The sequence below is a fragment of the Aureimonas sp. AU40 genome (assembly GCF_001463785.1).
Lineage (GTDB): Bacteria > Pseudomonadota > Alphaproteobacteria > Rhizobiales > Rhizobiaceae > Aureimonas.
The window spans coordinates 14172-30188 of sequence record NZ_BBWL01000029.1; the positions used below are offsets into that span (position 1 = coordinate 14172).

The following is a 16017-nucleotide window of genomic DNA, read 5'->3' on the forward strand; positions in this document are numbered from 1 at the left end:
CGCTTTTATCCGCTTGCCTCGACATAAGGTCGAATCCCGCTTCGGCCCGCTCGGGCCTGGCCCCGATGGCGCGGACCCCTCTGGCTGCAACGGCACGGATCGCTTGATGAACGAGACACTTCCCCGACGCGCCCGTGGGCGCATCCGCGCCTTGGCCGTGCTCCTTTCGACGGTGGCTCTGCTGCCGGTGCCGGCCTTTGCGCAGGGGGTGATCGCGCCGCCCTCCGAGGGTCAGCCCATCGCGCCCCAGCCGCCGGCCGCCGACACGGTGAACCCGAACGCCTCGGGCGTCCCGGCCGCGCCGGCGGCTCCCGGCTCGGCGCAGCCGCGCATGCAGGGGCCGGCCTCGGTGGCCGATCTCGCCGAGCGCCTGCTCGGCGCGGTGGTCAACATCTCGACCTCGCAGACCGTGGAGGCGGGCGAGTCCGAGGACGGGGACTCGGAAACCGATCCCAAGCCGGCGCCCTCCGCGCCCGTGCCGCCGCTCACCGCCCCGGACGGCTCACCGCTTCAGAAGTTCTTCGACGATCTCCTGCAAGGTGAGCGCGGCGACGGCTCGCGCAAGGTGCAGTCGCTCGGCTCGGGCTTCGTGATCGACCCGTCCGGCATTATCATCACCAACAACCACGTCATCGCCGACGCGGACGAGATCACCGTCAACTTCGCCGACGGCAAGCAGCTCGACGCCAAGATCGTGGGCATCGACACCAAGACCGACATCGCGGTGCTGAAGGTCGAGTCCGAGACGCCGCTTCCCGCCGTGCCCTTCGGCGACAGCGAGCAGGTGCGCATCGGCGACTGGGTCATGGCGATCGGCAATCCGTTCGGCCTCGGCGGCTCGGTCACGGTCGGCATCGTTTCGGCGCGCGGGCGCAACATCAACGCCGGCCCCTACGACAATTTCATCCAGACGGATGCGGCGATCAATCGCGGCAATTCCGGCGGTCCGCTCTTCGACATGTATGGGCGCGTCGTCGGCATCAACACGGCGATCATCTCGCCGACCGGCGGCTCGATCGGCATTGGCTTCGCCATTCCCTCGCTGCTGGCGCAGAACGTCGTGGCGCAGCTTCGCGAGTTCGGTGAAACGCGGCGCGGCTGGCTCGGCCTGCGGCTTCAGGAGGTGACGGACGAGATCGCCGAAAGCCTCGGACTGCCGAGCGCGGCCGGCGCGCTGGTCATGGGCGTCGTGCCGCAGGGGCCGTCCGACATCGGCAAGATCGAGATCGGCGACGTCATTCGCCGCTTCGACGGCAAGGCCGTCGCCACCTCGCGCGATCTGCCGCGCATGGTGGCCGAAACGCCGGTCGGCAAGGTCGTGAAGCTCGAGATCCTGCGCAAACAGACCCTCGACGCGCCGGCCGTCCCGGTCAATGTCGACGTGACGCTCGGCCGGCTGGAAGACAGCGGAGCGGCCGAGAACCAGACCGATCAGGACGAGGACGACGCGCCCGAAGAGCAGACCGAGACGGCGAGCGCCGGCCCGCTGCTTGGCCTCACCTTCGCCGATCTCAGCGACGAAACGCGTAAGCGCTTCGATCTGCCGGCGGAGGCGCAAGGCGCCGTCGTGTCGGAGGTCGTGCCGAACTCCGCCTCGGCCGATAAAGGTCTGGAGCCCGGTATGACGATCCGCGAGGTCAGCCAGGAAAAGGTCGCCAACGCCGAGGAGGCGAGAACCAAGCTCGCCAAGGCCAAGGCGGACGGGCGCAAGAACGCGCTGCTTCTGGTGGCCGACCGGGCGGGCGACCTTCGCCTCGTCGTGGTGCCGATCGACTGACTGTCAGCCGCTCGCCAGCCAATCCTCGCGCCGCAGCCCATAAAGGCTGTGGCGCAGGAGATGCGGGTGGCTGCGCGGCACGCGCGGGTGGTCGAAGGTCTTTCGAAAGCGCAATCCAAGGCGCAGCATCACTGCTTCCGACGCCCGGTTCTCCACCACGCATTGCGAGACGATCTCGGGCAGAGCGAGGCGGCCGAAGCCATGGTCGAGGCAGGCGCGCGCGCCTTCGGTGGCGAGCCCTTGCCCCTGCGCCTCCGGCAAAAGCCGCCAGCCGATCTGCACGCTCGGCGCGAACTCATAGACGGGCTCGACAACGGGCGAGAGCCCGATCACTCCGATGACGCGGCGGTCGGACAGGCGCATGGCGGCCAGAAAGCCCATCCCGTCGGTGTCGAGATCGGCGTTCCAGCGGTCCATCGTGGCGTCCGCCTCGGCCCGGGTCATGCGCATGGGAAAGAAGCGCATGATCTCGGCGTCGTGGTTCAGGCGATGGAACAGCGCGCGGTCGCTCTCGACCCAGCGCCGCAGCACCAGCCGCTCCGTGCGAAGGCCCTCCATCAGCGTTTGAATTCGCTCGCCCGGTAGCCCTGGAGGAAGAGAAGCGCGGTCAGGTCGCCGTGGTCGATCCGCACCGGCGCCTTGGCCGCGACCGAGGGCTTGGCGTGGATGGCGACACCCGTGCCTGCTGCCAGGATCATTGGCAGGTCGTTGGCGCCGTCGCCGACCGCGATCGCGTCCGCTGGCGAAAGGCCGAGCGAGGCCGCGATCTCGCGCAGCGCCTGGAGTTTGGCCTCGGCCCCGAGAATGGGCTCGGCCACAGTGCCGTCCAGCGTCTCGCCCGCCATGTTCAGGATGTTGGCGCGGTTTTCGGAAAAGCCCAGCCGGCCGGCGATGACGGAGGTGAAGGCGGTGAAGCCGCCCGAGACCAGCGCGGTGTGGGCGCCGTTGGCCCTCATGGTGGCGACGAGCTCGCGCCCGCCCTCGGCCAGCGTGATGTGGCGCTCGATCACGTCGGCGATGGTGGATGTCGGCAGGCCCTTGAGCAGCGCGACGCGCTCGCGCAGCGCGGGCTCGAAGGCGATCTCGCCGTTCATGGCGCGCGCGGTGATGGCGGCCACCTGATCCTTGATCCCGATCGCGGCGGCCAGCTCGTCGATGCATTCCTGCTCGATCATGGTGGAGTCCATGTCGGCCAGCAGAATCCGCTTGCGCCGTCCGGCCACCTCCTGCACCACGCAGTCCACCGCCTCGTCCAGCGCCAGGCGCTTCAGGCGGTCGATCAGCGTCGCGTCGGGCTTTTCCTGCGTGACGAGATCGCAGGCGATCTCGGTCTCCAGCCACTGGATGTCCACCTCGCCGATCAGGTCGGCGGCGGTGTTCACGAGAGTGCGCGAAACGCGGGGGTCCTGCCGCGACGACAGAAGGGTGACGACATACATGGGGGACGGGGCCTGACGATGGAAAAGCCGAAGGCGATCCTGATAGCCGGGCCGACCGCGAGCGGCAAGTCGGCCCTGGCCGTGGCGCTCGCCCGGCTCTTCGGCGGTGCGGTCGTCAACGCCGATTCCATGCAGGTCTACGAGGGCCTGCGCATTCTCAGCGCCCGGCCGACCGAGCCGGAAATGGGCGGCGTCGAGCATCGCCTTTATGGCCATGTCTCGCCCGAGGAGTCCTATTCCGCCGGCATCTGGATGCGCGAGGTGGAGGCGCTGCTGCCCGACCTCGGCGCGCGGGGCCTCGTGCCCGTCTTCTGCGGCGGCACGGGCCTTTACTTCAAGGCGCTGCTCGGCGGCTTCGACGCGCTGCCGGACATCCCGGCCGAGATCCGCGAGCGCTGGCGCGCGCGCTTGGTGGAGGAGGGGCCGGCAGCGCTCCACGCGGTGCTGGCCGAGCGGGACCCGGAGGCCGCCCAGCGCATCCGGCCGAGCGATCCGCAGCGCATCCTGCGCGCGCTGGAACTCGTCGAGACGACGGGCGCGGCGCTCGGCACGCTGCAGAAGGGCGCGGGCGCAGGGCTGGTCGAGGCGGACGGCGCGCTGAAGATCGTGCTGGCGCCGGACCGCGCTTTCCTGCGCCAACGCATCGCCCAACGTTTCGACGCCATGCTGCTGGAGGGAGCGCAAGCCGAGGCGGCCGCCTTTTCGGCTCGCCCCAAGGCCGCGACGGGACTGGCCGCCAGCGCGATCGGAATTGCCGAGCTCCAGCGGATGCGCGCGGGCGAACTGACCTTAGGCGAGGCGCGCGACCTCGCGGTGACCCGCACCCGCCAATATGCCAAGCGGCAGGAAACCTGGTTCCGAAACCAGTTCGACGCGTCCTGGCTGCGCTTCGCCGACCCCGCGCAAGCGCTCGCCGACCTCACGGAAAGGTTTTGAGACCCCGGCTGCTTAGCGTCGATTTCCCGAAAGGGCATGACGGGCCTTGCCGCCCTGTGTAGCCTTCGACCCTATCCATCCCAAGAGGTTCCCGATCGATGAAGTCCCTCGTTTCAGCCCTTCTCGCCGCCACCCTTCTCGGCGCGCCCGCCGCCTTTGCCGAGGGGCCGAGCCGGCTCGATCAGGTGGTGGAGCGCAAGGTGCTGAACGTCTGCACGACGGGCGACTACCGGCCCTTCTCGTACCGGGCGGACGACGGGGGCGAGTTCACCGGCATCGACATCGATCTCGCCCGATCGCTGGCGAAATCGCTGGAGGCGGAAGCGGTCTTCGTGCCGACCAAATGGTCCGACCTCGTCGTGGACTTCAACGCCAAGTGCGACGTGGCCTTGAGCGGCATTTCCGTGACGCTGCCGCGCCAGCGGCAGGTCGGCTTCAGCCAGATGTATCTCGTCAACGGCAAGGCGCCGATCGTGCGCTGCGAGGACGTGTCGAAATATCAGACCGTCGCAGCGATCGACCGAGAGGGCACGCGCGTCGTGGTCAATCCCGGCGGCACCAACGAGAAGTTCGCCCGCGCCAGCTTCGAGAAGGCCGCGATCCAGCTCTTTCCCGACAACCGGGTGATCTTCAAGGAAATCCTGGAAGGGCGGGCCGACGTGATGGTGGCCGAATCGGTCGAGGTGAAGCTGCAGGAAAAGCTGCATCCCGGCCTCTGTGCGGTGAACCCCGACCAGCCCCTGCAATATGGCGAGATGGGCATCATGCTCCCGCGCGGCGACGGCGCCTTCAAGGCCTATGTCGACCAATGGCTGCATCTGGCCAAGGCGACCGGCGAGTTCGACCGGATCGTCGATGCCAATATGAAGTGAGACGCTTGCCCGGTCGGGCAGGGCGGAACCCGCGATCGCGTGGTGCCGTTCTGACCCGCAAAGGGGGAACGCCATGTCGAGCACGCCTATGGGCATCCGCGATCATCGGGACGCGATCGAGAAGGGCGCGCGGCTCGGCTATCTCGCCCGCGCCGCCGTGTTCATGACGATCGGCTATTTCGCCTTTCGCACCGCTTTCGCCGGCGGCAACACGCTGAGCGAGGAGGAGGCGATCTCGCGCATCGTCGGCTCGCCCTTCGGCGGTGTGATGCTGGTGCTCCTCGTGATCGCGCTGCCTTGTTTCGCGCTCTGGCGCTTCGTTCAAGCCATCTTCGACGCGGACGGCTATGGCCGCGACGCCAAGGGCATCTTCACACGCATCGGCCGCTTCGTCTCGGGCCTCGCCTATACGTTCCTCGCGCTCTACGCCGCCTCGCTCCTGTTCGGCGTGTCCGTCGGCGGCGGGGAGGGCGGGTCCGATATTCTCGACCGCTGGGGTCCGGTCTTTGGCCCCTGGTTCACGTTGCCGGCGGGGCTCGTCATGCTAGGCGTCGCGGGCGCGCAGGTGAAGAAGGCCTTCGACGGCAGCTTCCTGCGATTTCTCTCGCTTCCCGCCGCCCACGCCGGGTGGATGATCGCGCTCTGCCGCTTCGGCCTCGTGGCGCGCGGGCTCGTCTTCGCCGCGATCGCGGTTCTGTTCTTCACCGGCGCCTCGCGCTGGACGCCGGACCATACGCCGGGCCTGGAGGATGCGCTCGGCGAGATCGGCTCCTGGCCCTATGGCTGGGCGATCCTGTCGACCACCGGGCTCGGGCTCGTCGCCTTCGGCCTCTATGCTTTGCTCCTGGCGCGCTACGGCCATATCCGCTCGCCCGATCTCGACCCGAGCGAGGCGATTCGAAAGGCGCGCGGAGCGGCTTGACGGATGCGGGGCGGGCGACTAACGTCCGCTCCCATGTCGAAGAAGCTCATTCTCCTCGTAAGCAGGCGCACACGCGAGACGGTCTAGGGACCGTCCGGCTTTTGCCACGTGTGCGCAACCCAAGGCCCCTCGGAGGGCCTTTTTTATTGCCTGAAATTCGACACGCCGCGCCGACCGGCACGAAACCCTCAAAGGCCGCACGATGAACGAGATGATGATGGAGACCGGGACCCGCCAGATGACGGGCGCCCAGATGGTGGTCCAGGCGATGAAGGACCATGGCGTCGAACACCTGTTCGGCTATCCCGGCGGCGCGGTCCTCCCGATCTACGACGTCCTGTTCCAGCAGAGCCACGTCAAGCACATCCTCGTTCGCCACGAGCAGGGCGCCGGCCATGCGGCCGAAGGCTATGCCCGCTCCACCGGCAAGCCGGGCGTCATGCTGGTCACCTCCGGCCCCGGTGCCACCAATGCCGTCACGCCCCTGCAGGACGCGTTGATGGACTCGATCCCGCTCGTCTGCATCACGGGTCAGGTCCCGACCACGCTGATCGGCTCGGACGCGTTCCAGGAATGCGACACGGTCGGCATCACGCGGCCCTGCACCAAGCACAATTGGCTGGTCAAGAATGTCGAGGATCTCGCCGAGATCCTGCACGAGGCCTTCCATGTCGCGACCTCGGGCCGTCCTGGCCCGGTCGTCGTCGACATTCCGAAGGACGTGCAGTTCGCGACCGGCACCTACACGCCGCCGAGCCTCTCGCGCGCCAAGCAGCGCTATCAGCCGCGGGTCGAGCCCGAGCGCGGCCGCATCCAGGCGGCTGTCGATCTGATGAAGTCGGCCAAGCGCCCGGTCTTCTATACCGGCGGCGGCGTCATCAATTCCGGTCCGCACGCCTCGCAAGTGCTGCGCGAGATCGTCGCGATGACCGGCTTTCCCATCACCTCGACCCTGATGGGCCTCGGCGCCTATCCCGCGTCGGGCGACAATTGGCTGGGAATGCTGGGGATGCACGGCACCTACGAGGCCAACCTCGCCATGCATGAGTGCGACGTCATGATCTGCGTCGGCGCGCGCTTCGACGACCGCATCACCGGCCGGCTCGACGCCTTCTCGCCGAACTCCAAGAAGATCCACATCGACATCGACCCGTCCTCCATCAACAAGAACGTGCGCGTCGACCTGCCGATCATCGGCGACGTCGCGCATGTCCTGGAGGCCATGGTCTCGATCTGGCGCGACAGCGGCGCCAAGGCCGACCCGGCGGCGATGGCCGAGTGGAACGCCAAGATCGGCCGTTGGAAGGCGCGCAACTGCCTGGCCTATCGCCAGGAAGGCGATGTCATCATGCCCCAGCACGCGGTCAAGCGCCTCTATGAGCTGACCAAGCACCGCAAGACCTTCATCACCACGGAGGTCGGCCAGCATCAGATGTGGGCCGCGCAGTTCTACGGCTTCGAGGAGCCTAACCGTTGGATGACCTCCGGGGGCCTCGGCACGATGGGCTACGGCCTGCCGGCGGCGGTCGGCGTTCAGATTGCGCATCCCGATGCGCTGGTCATCGACATCGCGGGCGACGCCTCGATCCAGATGATGACGCAGGAGCTTTCGACCGCCGTCCAGCATGGCGCGCCGGTCAAGGTGTTCATCTTGAACAACCAGTATATGGGCATGGTCCGCCAGTGGCAGCAGCTCCTGCACGGCAACCGCCTGTCCAATTCCTACTCGGAGGCGATGCCGGACTTCGTGAAGCTGGCCGAGGCCTATGGCGGCGTCGGCATCCGGGCGGAAAAGGCGGGCGATCTCGACGCCGCGATCGAGGAGATGATCTCGGTCGATCGGCCGGTCATCTTCGACTGCTGCGTCGCCAATCTCACCAACTGCTTCCCGATGATCCCGAGCGGCAAGGCGCATAACGAGATCCTGCTGCCCGACGAGGCGAGCGACGACGTCGTCGCCAACGCCATCGATGCCAAGGGCAAGGCGCTGGTCTGACATCGCGCGGCGGGGCATAAGCCCCGCCGAACCCCGCTCGCTTTTCGAGAAGCCTTTGCCATGAACCTACCGATCCAGCCGCCAGCCTCGGCCTATTTCATCACCGACGAGAAGCCCTCGCCGGAATCGCGCACCCTATCAATCGTGGTCGACAACGAGCCGGGCGTGCTCGCGCGCGTCATCGGCCTGTTCTCCGGGCGCGGCTACAATATCGAGAGCCTGACCGTCTCCGAGACCGACCACAACAAGCATCTCTCGCGCATCACCGTGGTGACGCGCGGCGTGCCGGCGGTCATCGAGCAGCTGAAGAGCCAGCTCGACCGGATCGTGCCGGTTCACCGCGTGGTGGATCTCACCAAGACCGCGGTGGGTCTGGGCGACGACGGCCCGATCGAGCGCGAGCTGGCGCTGGTGAAGGTGGCCGGAAAAGGCGAGGACCGGGTCGAGGCGCTGCGTCTCTCCGACGTGTTCCGCGCCAAGGTGGTCGACTCCACCACGGACCACTTCGTCTTCGAGATCACAGGCAAGGGCTCCAAGATCGAGAAGTTCATCCAGATCATGGCGCCGCTCGGCCTCGTAGAGGTCTGCCGCACGGGCGTCGCCGCCATGGCGCGCGGCCGCGAAGCGGCGCACGAGAGTTGATGATTTCGGCCTTTTCTTCTGTCTTAGGCGTCTGACGCTCCCGCTTCCGGGCAGCGCGCTGGCGCGCCCGGAGCTTTCCATGCCTCTCGACCTGTTTCTTGGTCTGCTCGTCTACGCCTTCGTCACCTCGATCACGCCGGGGCCGAACAACATGATGTTGATGGCATCGGGCGTGAACTTCGGCTTTCGCCGCACGATCCCGCATATGCTGGGCATCGCGATCGGCTTCTTCTCGCTGCTTCTCGCAGTCGGCTTCGGCCTCGGCGCGCTGCTTCATGCGGTGCCCGCGCTCCAGACCGCGCTGAAGTTCCTCAGCGTCCTCTACATGCTCTGGCTCGCCTGGAAGATCGCCTTTTCGCGCTCGATGGGAAAGGCGGAGGTGGGCGGCCAGCCGCTGAGTTTCGGGCAGGCCGCAGCTTTCCAATGGGTCAACCCGAAGGCCTGGGCCATGTCGCTGGTCGCCATGGGCGCCTACACGCAGGCCGAATCGCCTGACGTCTCGGTGCTTCTGGTCGGCACCGCCTTCGCGCTGGTGAACTTTCCCAGCGTCTCCATCTGGGCCGGCTTCGGCGTGGCGCTGCGCGGGTTTCTCTCCGACCCCAGGCGACTGCGCGTCTTCAACATCGTCATGGGGCTCGCGCTGGTGGCGACGCTCTGGCCGATGCTGCGCTGAGCTTGGCGAGAAGCGACCAGCCGAACCCCATCACTGGTCCGGCTGGTTGCTATGATGGTTCGGCTCAGGCGGCCATGCTGCGCGCGTTGACGAGGTCGGCCAGCTTGCGGGCGCGCTCCAGGCAGGCGGGCTGCTCGGCCGCGAAGCGCTCCGCGCCGATTTCCATGATGAGGGTGGTGTCGGGCAGGAAGGTCAGCTCGGAGAAGATGTCCTCCCAAGCGATATCGCCCCAGCCGAGCGGCAGGTGCAGATCGCCGATGCCGAGCGCCGTGGCCTCGGCCCGGTGGTAGAAGGTCTTCGTCGTGTAAGGCAGGCCGAAATTGTCGTGCACATGCAGGTGGCCGGTCACGTCAGCCATGGCGCGCAGCTCGGCGCGGAAGTCGAGGCCCTTGTAGCGCGATTCGATATAGGCATGGCCGAAGTCGATCAGCGCCGCGAGGTTGGCGTGGCCGACGGCGCGCACGGTTTCGGCGACCTGGGTCGGCGTCTGGCGATACTGGCCGGGCTCGGTCGTGAAGATGTTTTCGAGAACGATGCGCGTGCCGTAGGTCTTGGCGACCTCCGCCATCTCGAACAGCGCCTCGCGCTCCATCTGGTCGAGATCGGCCGGCGTCACGCCCTCGGTCAGCTGGGCCGAGCCGCAATGGTGCACCAGCACGCCGGCGCCCAGACGATCGCAAAGCTCCAACATGGCCCGCACCACCCCCTTCTGAAGGTGAAGATTCTCGCGGTCCATGAAGTTGGAGACGATCTGCCCGTGCAGCGACAGCTTGCGGAACCGATAGTTGGAAGCGATGGCGGCGACGCGGGCGAGGCGCTCTTCGATGACGCGGCCGCCGGCGATGATCTCCTCGCCATAGATGCCGATTTCGCATGCGTCGGCGCCCGTATTCGCGACCGCGCGCAGCGAGGCGTCGAGCGTCGACAGATCGCCGGGGCCGGTGTTGTTGCAGAAGCCGATGGCGGAAATGATGCCGGACATGGAGCGAGTCTCTCGGTTGGAGGCGCTGGGAAAGGCCGCCGTCCCGAACGGGGAGGGTGGATCGGCCGCGAGACTGCTCATAGTTCGCGCCCATGACGGTTTTACAATGCTACCTGCTCGATCCTCGCCGTCGGCGCGCCGCCGGTTGCATCGAGTGCTTGGCAAAGGCGCGGTTTTCTGCGACGCCTCGCGCCATGAAATTCTCTCCGCAGCAGGACGAGGCGCTGACGCGTGTGGCCGATTGGCTGCGGCGCGGCGACCAGCCGATCTTCCGCCTGTTCGGCTATGCCGGCACGGGCAAGACGACGCTCGCGCGCCACTTCGCCGAAGGGGTGGAGGGCGGCGTGCAGTTCGCCGCCTTCACCGGCAAGGCGGCGCAGGTGCTCCGCTCCAAGGGCGCCAAGTCGGCCAAGACCATCCACTCCCTGATCTATCGCCCGCGCGGCGAGGAGGCCTCGGAGGACGAGACGACGGGCACGGCGCGCGTCTCGCCGACCTTCTCGCTCAACCGCCAGAGCCCGGTCGCCAAGGCCAAGCTCGTGGTGGTGGACGAGTGCTCCATGGTGGACGAGGCGCTGGGGCGCGATCTCCTGTCCTTCGGCACGCCGATTCTGGTTCTGGGCGATCCCGGCCAGTTGCCGCCGGTTTCGGGCGGTGGCTTCTTCACCGAAGCCGAGCCGGACTTCCTGCTCACCGAGATCCACCGCCAGGCGCGAGACAATCCGATTCTCGCCTTGGCGCTCGATGCGCGGGAAGGGCGCGAGCTGCAGCTCGGAGACCATGGCGCCGCGCGCGTCATCACCAAGCGGGAGGTGGACCGCGACGAGGTGCTGGCGGCCGATCAGGTTCTGGTCGGCACCAACCGGACGCGCCGCCTCTACAACAATCGCCTGCGCGAGTTGAAGGGCTTCACCGGCGCATTGCCGCAGTCGGGCGACAAACTCGTCTGCCTGCGAAACGACCCGGCCAAAGGCCTGCTCAACGGCTCGCTCTGGCAGGTCATGACGGCCTCGCCCGAAACCGTGAAGCCCGGCACCAATCTCCTGGTGAAGCCCGACGATGACGACATCGACAAGGGCATGGCCAAGATCAAGCTCCTGAAGCAGGTCTTCGAGGATCCGACGGCGGAGATCCCCTGGGCCACCAAGAAGCGCTACGACGATTTCGACTATGGCTATGCCCTGACCGTGCACAAGGCGCAGGGCTCGCAATGGGACGACGTCATGCTCTTCGACGAAAGCTGGGCCTTCAAGGAATCGCGCGAGCGCTGGCTCTACACCGCCATCACCCGCGCCGCCGAGCGTCTGATCGTCGTGAAATAGCCGAGCCGGCGCTCTGCCCTCTTGCCTCTCGTTCACGCCTTGTGTAGTGCGAACCGTAACGTACGGTACGTATTGGGCAGCTGGCGAAACGCGAGCGGCGAAGAGTCGAGCGGTGATGAGTGCGATCTTCCCCATGGATGAGGCCCTGAGCGAGCGCCAGAAGGCGGTGCTCGACGCTGCCTTGTCGCTGCTGGTCGAGGATGGCGACAAGCTCACCATGACAGCCGTCGCCCGCCGCGCCAGCTGCTCCAAGGAAACGCTCTACAAGTGGTTCGGCGGGCGCGACGGGCTTTTGACCGCGACCGTGCAGTGGCAGGCCGCGAAGGTGCGGGCGCTGCCGATGCGCCGCGAGACCTTGTGCCCGGAATCGCTGGTGCAGGGGCTGGAGCAGTTCGCCTCCGATTGGCTGCGCGTCATCGCCAGCCGCACCTCGATCGCGCTCAACCGCGTGGCCGTCGGGCAGGCGGGCACGGACAATCACGATCTCGGGCTGATCGTTCTGGAAAACGGCCCGGTGGCGCTGCGCGCGCGGCTGAGGCCCTTCCTGGATCTCGCGCACGAGGCGGGGCTGCTCGCCTTCGACGACGCGGACCTCGCCTTCGGCACTTTCTTCGGCCTCGTCGTGCGGGACGTGCAGATCCGCCTCCTGCTCGGCGACCGAACCCCCATCACTGACGCGGAGATCGACCGGGACGCCCGGCGTGCGACGCAGCAGTTCCTGGCCCTTTACGGGGCCCACGAAGCGGCCCGTGCCGCACCCATCAACGAGAGAGGAAACACCCATGCGCGTGTATTATGATCGCGATGCCGATCTGAACCTAATCAAGTCCAAGAAGGTCGCGATCGTCGGCTACGGCAGCCAGGGCCGGGCCCATGCGCTGAACCTCAAGGATTCGGGCGCCGGCAACGTCGCGATCGCCCTCAAGGAGGGTTCCGCCACGCGCCAGAAGGCCGAGGCCGACGGCTTCAAGGTCATGAATGTCGCGGAAGCGGCCGCCTGGGCCGACCTTCTGATGATGGCGACGCCGGATGAGCTGCAGGCCGACATCTACAAGGCCGAGATCGCCGACAACCTGCGCGACGGCGCGGCCATCGCCTTCGCGCACGGTTTGAACGTCCATTTCGGCCTGATCGAGCCGAAGAAGAGCGTCGACGTCGTCATGATCGCGCCCAAGGGCCCCGGCCACACCGTGCGCGGCGAATATCAGAAGGGCGGCGGCGTGCCCTGCCTCGTGGCCGTTCATCAGGACGCCAGCGGCAACGCGCTCGAGCTCGCGCTCTCCTACGCCTGCGGCGTCGGCGGCGGCCGCTCGGGCATCATCGAGACCAACTTCAAGGAAGAGTGCGAGACCGATCTCTTCGGCGAGCAGGTCGTGCTCTGCGGCGGTCTGGTCGAGCTCATCCGCGCCGGCTTCGAGACGCTGGTCGAGGGCGGCTACGCCCCCGAGATGGCCTATTTCGAGTGCCTGCACGAAGTGAAGCTGATCGTTGACCTCATCTACGAGGGCGGCATCGCCAACATGAACTACTCCATCTCCAACACGGCGGAGTGGGGCGAGTACGTGACCGGCCCGCGCATCATCACGGACGAGACCAAGGCCGAGATGAAGCGCGTCCTCAAGGACATCCAGACCGGCAAGTTCACCTCCGACTGGATGCAGGAGTATCGCTCCGGCGCCGCCCGCTTCAAGGGCATCCGCCGCGTGAACGACGCGCACCAGATCGAGGAAGTCGGCGCCAAGCTGCGCGGCATGATGCCCTGGATCGCCAAGAACCAGCTGGTCGACAAGGCCCGCAACTAATCGATCCCTTCGGGGCGCCGTTCGCGCCCCGCCGAGGTTCTCGAATCACGATCGCCCGCCGGCCGCCTTGCGCGTCCGGCGGGCGATTTCGTTCAGGAACAGCAAACGGCCGGAAAAAAGAACGGGATGCCGCCAGTTCGCGGCCGGGGATTCAGGGAGCACAAACCATTGCGAGCTAAAACTACGTCGTGAAATCGGCGAAGGAACGGAGTGATGGCTCTCGCGCAACCGGAATCCGACAGCAATGAACGGCGAGTCGCGCCTCGAACCCGCATTTTCAAGCGCGCCCAGATTCTGTTCAACAACCGCTATTCGACGGTGGACTGCATCGTTCGCAACATTTCCGCGACCGGCGCCCTGCTGACGATCGACGGTTCGGTGCCGCTGCCCAAGCATTTCGAGTTCCGCATGGGCGACGACGAGGCGATCCGTCCCGCCAAGCTGGTCTACCGCCGCGAGCTCTTCGCCGGCATCCATTTCCTCGACGTGGCGCTTGACGGGGAAGAGACCGTCAGTGTCGTGCCCCACGCCGCCTCGATGGCGGGTCTCGCGGCCCAGGCCGAGTCGGAGGAAGGGCTTCGCCTCTTCGCCAAGCCGCTGCCGATCTCCATCGCTTCTCGCCTTCCCTGGCACCGCGGCTGAGGCATCCGCTGCAAGCCCTTGTCCCACAAGTACAAACGAGAAAAATCGAGGGCGGTGCAAAAAGAGGGTGGACAGGGCCAATCGCCCTGCGTATACACCGCCTCACAGACGCCGACCGGCACTGAAGAGCGCGAAACACAGCGCTTCGGGTGATTAGCTCAGTTGGTAGAGCAGCTGACTCTTAATCAGCGGGTCGTAGGTTCGATCCCTACATCACCCACCATTCTTTTCAACGATTTAGGGCGCCCAATGGGCGCCCTTCGTTTTTGTGTGGTAGCGCACTGGTAGCAGCGGCTCTTTTGCGTGGTAGCGATCAGTCGTCCGGGTAGACCGTCATCGGGACGGCGGTAAACGCCTCTTCGAGCGCCGCTTCGACCCCTCGGCTCTCGCCGTAGGAGAGCGTCCTGTCGACTTCCTCTCTTGGCGACAAGAGGCGAATCCAATGCCGGCGATGGACAACGATAGGACCCGCTAGATGGATTTCGCAGCGGTCGCCTTCCATCACGACCTTGCCGCCATTGCGCAGGTGGACGGTGTGCTTCTCAACCATTGGCGGGGCCTTTCCGTGCTGGGTTGGGTCCCGTAGCGCTCCATTTCCCGTGCTCTCGCATCTCCGCTTCGGTCAACCGGGGCTGAGTCTTCGAAGTCCCCCGGTAGCTCATGCGTCCTGGGTGATGGAGAACGGGTTCGGCCGTTATGAAGCCGGCGGCGATCAATTCATCGACAGCCGCTTTGCCGCGATCGGTAAGGACGGACTGCGCATCCTGACCTCCGACAGTGACCGTCGTTTTCGGCCCCCAGCCAAACCACGATTTGAGGACGATGCGGGCATCCATGGAAAGCTCATCGATCATGGTCAGCCTCCTCAAACCCGCATGGGCATGAGGACGACGATGTCACCCTCGGCCGAATTGGTGGACGTGATGCGGATTGGAGAGTCTGCGCACTCGGCGTCGAACCTTTGATCGGTCATGTTCAGGGTGATGTCGCCCCCACCGAGAACCTTGATGATGGCGGCGAGATAGCCGGCATTGAGCCCGACGATTCTTGGCTCGCCCGAGACCGAACCTTCGACCATGTCAGCGAACTCGATGTCGTAGTCGGCCGCCTGCATTTTGAACGCGACACCGACGTTGCTCTCGCGGATCGTCACCGCTCGCCCGCGCTCCTTCGTGATGCCCTTGACCGCCCGCAGGAAGCGCGCCGCAGACCTCCCGTTGAACAAAAGCTCGTGGGCTCCGACCGCCGGGACGACGCGCTGCCATGCCGGAAAGGTGCCGTCGATCAAGTCCGAGCGCAGATAGAATGTCGGCGTCTGAAACTCGACCGCCTTGGCGTAGAAGGTGACATCGACCTCGGCCCCGCGAATGAGCGTCGCGACAAGCTTGCATGTCTCACGCGGGACGATTGATGAGGGGACGTCCGGTCCCTCGTTCGCAAGCGTGGTCTGTCACTTGCCCAGGCGGTGCCCGTCCGTCGCTACTGCGGTCAGCACGTTGCCCTCGACGTTCATGGCGACGCCGTTGAGATAGTAGCGCGTCTCCTCAGACGAGACGAAAGGCAGTGTCATATCGAGGAGGCTGGCAAGCACGCCTTCGCCGAGGACGAGTCGCCGGATCGGCTCGCCTGGCGCTTTCTTAGTCGGCGTGTCGGCGGCCGAAAGGCATCCGATGGCAATCGACTGCGTCCCGGCCGAAAAGACGGCGCGAGGATCGTCCTTCGCCTTGGCGATTTTCACCTCGTCGGAGGTGACAGCACCAAGGAACGCCAGGAGCGCACGCGCCGGCACGACGATGCATCCCTCGCCGGAGCCGGCTGCTTCCGCCCGAGCCATGAAATCCACTCCACGATACTCGACCGCAAGCCCGTCAGCCCTGGCGATCAGAGTGAGGCAATGGAGGATGGGGATGACGCTGAACTCGCGTGCCTGAACCGCGCATGCGGATTTAGCAGCAGCAAGGAGAGAGGATGCCTGCACCGTAGCCGAAATGACACCGGGGCGGGGGTAAGTT

The 16017-nt window shown here is 66.4% G+C and carries 18 protein-coding genes and 1 tRNA gene; 12 read left to right on the top strand and 7 right to left on the bottom strand.

Annotation, left to right across the window (positions count from 1 at the left end; all coding sequences use genetic code 11):
* The first annotated feature begins 106 nt into the window (after nt 1–106).
* Entirely contained in the window at nt 107–1777 is a 1671-nt protein-coding gene (locus AUL32_RS09150) for a DegQ family serine endoprotease (RefSeq protein ID WP_062113966.1), read from the top strand.
* Nucleotides 1778–1780: 3 nt separating this feature from the next.
* Here AUL32_RS09150 and AUL32_RS09155 read toward each other — a convergent pair whose 3' ends face one another.
* Nucleotides 1781–2335, bottom strand: coding sequence for a GNAT family N-acetyltransferase (locus tag AUL32_RS09155; RefSeq protein WP_062113968.1), 555 nt, complete (start codon nt 2333–2335; stop codon nt 1781–1783).
* Nucleotides 2335–3216, bottom strand: a complete 882-nt coding sequence (serB, locus tag AUL32_RS09160; protein WP_062113971.1) for a phosphoserine phosphatase SerB — start codon at nt 3214–3216, stop codon at nt 2335–2337. Before serB ends, AUL32_RS09155 begins: the two co-directional genes overlap by 1 nt.
* 18 nt (nt 3217–3234) lie before the next feature.
* Between serB and miaA the strand changes: the two genes are divergently transcribed.
* The 6 genes from miaA (at nt 3235) to AUL32_RS09190 (ending at nt 9257) form a co-directional block, all read left to right on the top strand.
* Nucleotides 3235–4152 (top strand): tRNA (adenosine(37)-N6)-dimethylallyltransferase MiaA, encoded by a 918-nt coding sequence (gene miaA, locus AUL32_RS09165; protein ID WP_062113974.1) that lies wholly within the window; start codon nt 3235–3237, stop codon nt 4150–4152.
* A gap of 98 nt (nt 4153–4250) precedes the next feature.
* On the top strand, nt 4251–5024 hold the full coding sequence (locus AUL32_RS09170) for a transporter substrate-binding domain-containing protein (protein WP_062113977.1): 774 nt from the start codon (nt 4251–4253) through the stop codon (nt 5022–5024).
* A 73-nt stretch (nt 5025–5097) separates the two neighbouring features.
* A complete protein-coding gene (locus AUL32_RS09175; protein WP_082659454.1) occupies nt 5098–5946 on the top strand; it encodes a DUF1206 domain-containing protein in 849 nt (282 codons plus the stop codon).
* Between the two features lie 202 nt (nt 5947–6148).
* Nucleotides 6149–7942: an acetolactate synthase 3 large subunit gene (locus tag AUL32_RS09180; RefSeq protein ID WP_062113983.1), complete on the top strand. Its 1794-nt coding sequence runs from the start codon at nt 6149–6151 to the stop codon at nt 7940–7942.
* Between the two features lie 60 nt (nt 7943–8002).
* Entirely contained in the window at nt 8003–8584 is a 582-nt protein-coding gene (gene ilvN, locus AUL32_RS09185) for an acetolactate synthase small subunit (RefSeq protein ID WP_061976594.1), read from the top strand.
* Nucleotides 8585–8663: 79 nt separating this feature from the next.
* Complete coding sequence (locus tag AUL32_RS09190; RefSeq protein WP_062113986.1) at nt 8664–9257, top strand: LysE family translocator; 594 nt, start codon at nt 8664–8666, stop codon at nt 9255–9257.
* A gap of 64 nt (nt 9258–9321) precedes the next feature.
* Here the strand turns inward: AUL32_RS09190 and AUL32_RS09195 are convergent, their stop codons facing one another.
* A complete protein-coding gene (locus AUL32_RS09195; RefSeq protein ID WP_062113989.1) occupies nt 9322–10239 on the bottom strand; it encodes a sugar phosphate isomerase/epimerase family protein in 918 nt (305 codons plus the stop codon).
* A 194-nt stretch (nt 10240–10433) separates the two neighbouring features.
* On the opposite strand from AUL32_RS09195, the gene AUL32_RS09200 reads away from it, so the two are divergent.
* The 5 genes from AUL32_RS09200 (at nt 10434) to AUL32_RS09220 (ending at nt 14228) form a co-directional block, all read left to right on the top strand.
* Complete coding sequence (locus AUL32_RS09200; protein WP_061976591.1) at nt 10434–11561, top strand: ATP-dependent DNA helicase; 1128 nt, start codon at nt 10434–10436, stop codon at nt 11559–11561.
* Between the two features lie 133 nt (nt 11562–11694).
* Nucleotides 11695–12360: a TetR/AcrR family transcriptional regulator gene (locus AUL32_RS09205; RefSeq protein WP_082659486.1), complete on the top strand. Its 666-nt coding sequence runs from the start codon at nt 11695–11697 to the stop codon at nt 12358–12360.
* The gene (ilvC, locus tag AUL32_RS09210) at nt 12344–13363 is read left to right on the top strand and encodes a ketol-acid reductoisomerase (RefSeq protein ID WP_062113997.1); all 1020 of its coding nucleotides are present in this window, start codon (nt 12344–12346) and stop codon (nt 13361–13363) included. The genes AUL32_RS09205 and ilvC overlap by 17 nt, the downstream gene beginning before the upstream one ends.
* A gap of 213 nt (nt 13364–13576) precedes the next feature.
* The gene (locus AUL32_RS09215; protein WP_062113999.1) at nt 13577–14005 is read left to right on the top strand and encodes a PilZ domain-containing protein; all 429 of its coding nucleotides are present in this window, start codon (nt 13577–13579) and stop codon (nt 14003–14005) included.
* A 147-nt stretch (nt 14006–14152) separates the two neighbouring features.
* Nucleotides 14153–14228, top strand: a tRNA-Lys gene (locus tag AUL32_RS09220).
* A gap of 90 nt (nt 14229–14318) precedes the next feature.
* On the opposite strand, the gene AUL32_RS09225 is transcribed toward AUL32_RS09220, so the two are convergent.
* From AUL32_RS09225 to AUL32_RS09235, 4 genes are all read right to left on the bottom strand, one after another.
* Entirely contained in the window at nt 14319–14555 is a 237-nt protein-coding gene (locus tag AUL32_RS09225) for a hypothetical protein (RefSeq protein ID WP_062114001.1), read from the bottom strand.
* Complete coding sequence (locus AUL32_RS25105; RefSeq protein WP_156421386.1) at nt 14548–14859, bottom strand: hypothetical protein; 312 nt, start codon at nt 14857–14859, stop codon at nt 14548–14550. The genes AUL32_RS09225 and AUL32_RS25105 overlap by 8 nt, the downstream gene beginning before the upstream one ends.
* Before the next feature lie 11 nt (nt 14860–14870).
* Nucleotides 14871–15293: a hypothetical protein gene (locus tag AUL32_RS09230; RefSeq protein WP_062114003.1), complete on the bottom strand. Its 423-nt coding sequence runs from the start codon at nt 15291–15293 to the stop codon at nt 14871–14873.
* 162 nt (nt 15294–15455) lie between these two features.
* The gene (locus tag AUL32_RS09235; RefSeq protein WP_156421387.1) at nt 15456–15983 is read right to left on the bottom strand and encodes a hypothetical protein; all 528 of its coding nucleotides are present in this window, start codon (nt 15981–15983) and stop codon (nt 15456–15458) included.
* Nucleotides 15984–16017: the final 34 nt, after the last annotated feature.

Bases quoted from the DNA above. Each gene is read 5' to 3' on its own strand.
- AUL32_RS09150 (WP_062113966.1), top strand. From the start codon at position 107: ATGAACGAGACACTTCCCCGACGCGCCCGTGGGCGCATCCGCGCCTTG.
- AUL32_RS09155 (WP_062113968.1), bottom strand. From the start codon at position 2,335: ATGGAGGGCCTTCGCACGGAGCGGCTGGTGCTGCGGCGCTGGGTCGAG.
- serB (WP_062113971.1), bottom strand. From the start codon at position 3,216: ATGTATGTCGTCACCCTTCTGTCGTCGCGGCAGGACCCCCGCGTTTCG.
- miaA (WP_062113974.1), top strand. From the start codon at position 3,235: ATGGAAAAGCCGAAGGCGATCCTGATAGCCGGGCCGACCGCGAGCGGC.
- AUL32_RS09170 (WP_062113977.1), top strand. From the start codon at position 4,251: ATGAAGTCCCTCGTTTCAGCCCTTCTCGCCGCCACCCTTCTCGGCGCG.
- AUL32_RS09175 (WP_082659454.1), top strand. From the start codon at position 5,098: ATGTCGAGCACGCCTATGGGCATCCGCGATCATCGGGACGCGATCGAG.
- AUL32_RS09180 (WP_062113983.1), top strand. From the start codon at position 6,149: ATGAACGAGATGATGATGGAGACCGGGACCCGCCAGATGACGGGCGCC.
- ilvN (WP_061976594.1), top strand. From the start codon at position 8,003: ATGAACCTACCGATCCAGCCGCCAGCCTCGGCCTATTTCATCACCGAC.
- AUL32_RS09190 (WP_062113986.1), top strand. From the start codon at position 8,664: ATGCCTCTCGACCTGTTTCTTGGTCTGCTCGTCTACGCCTTCGTCACC.
- AUL32_RS09195 (WP_062113989.1), bottom strand. From the start codon at position 10,239: ATGTCCGGCATCATTTCCGCCATCGGCTTCTGCAACAACACCGGCCCC.
- AUL32_RS09200 (WP_061976591.1), top strand. From the start codon at position 10,434: ATGAAATTCTCTCCGCAGCAGGACGAGGCGCTGACGCGTGTGGCCGAT.
- AUL32_RS09205 (WP_082659486.1), top strand. From the start codon at position 11,695: ATGGATGAGGCCCTGAGCGAGCGCCAGAAGGCGGTGCTCGACGCTGCC.
- ilvC (WP_062113997.1), top strand. From the start codon at position 12,344: ATGCGCGTGTATTATGATCGCGATGCCGATCTGAACCTAATCAAGTCC.
- AUL32_RS09215 (WP_062113999.1), top strand. From the start codon at position 13,577: ATGGCTCTCGCGCAACCGGAATCCGACAGCAATGAACGGCGAGTCGCG.
- AUL32_RS09225 (WP_062114001.1), bottom strand. From the start codon at position 14,555: ATGGTTGAGAAGCACACCGTCCACCTGCGCAATGGCGGCAAGGTCGTG.
- AUL32_RS25105 (WP_156421386.1), bottom strand. From the start codon at position 14,859: ATGATCGATGAGCTTTCCATGGATGCCCGCATCGTCCTCAAATCGTGG.